This is a genomic window from Neisseria sp. HMSC056A03 (genome assembly GCF_001815685.1).
In the GTDB taxonomy this organism is placed as follows: Bacteria; Pseudomonadota; Gammaproteobacteria; order Burkholderiales; family Neisseriaceae; genus Neisseria; species Neisseria subflava.
The window spans coordinates 1-404 of sequence record NZ_KV821604.1 but is presented as its reverse complement, the minus strand read 5'-3'; the positions used below and the strand labels follow the sequence as shown (position 1 = coordinate 404).

General features: G+C 38.9%; 1 protein-coding gene. It reads left to right on the top strand.

The window, feature by feature from the left end:
- Nucleotides 1–404 (top strand): hypothetical protein (locus HMPREF3052_RS11735; RefSeq protein WP_168165938.1); only part of this gene is annotated, 404 nt, incomplete at both ends.

Sequence of the window (404 nt, the reverse complement as noted above, 5' to 3'; positions counted from 1 at the left end):
TGGTAGCTCCGGTGGTGGTGGTAGCTCCGGCGGTGATGGATCGCATGGCGAAAATGACTATAACATAGTTTATTCGATTAATAACGGTTCTACTACTTTAATTTCTGATAATCCATCGGCTGTCTGTAAAAAATTTTTCTCCCAATTTAAAAATCAGTGGGGAGAATCTATTCAGGGGATTAAATTCACTCAACATTATAGTTTTGAGGGGCTTTGTCAGGGTTATTTTAATCATGATTTATGGGGGGGAGAAAACAAAGACTGGCAATCTAAATATGTGAATATATTTAAAGTTAAAAAGTCCGAATATAACTCAGGTGGGGAGTGTAAGGAAGACGGCGTTAGGCAGATTTCGACAGCTCAAGGCAAGTTTTCTGTCGTTTGTACTTATAAGCACAAGCCAA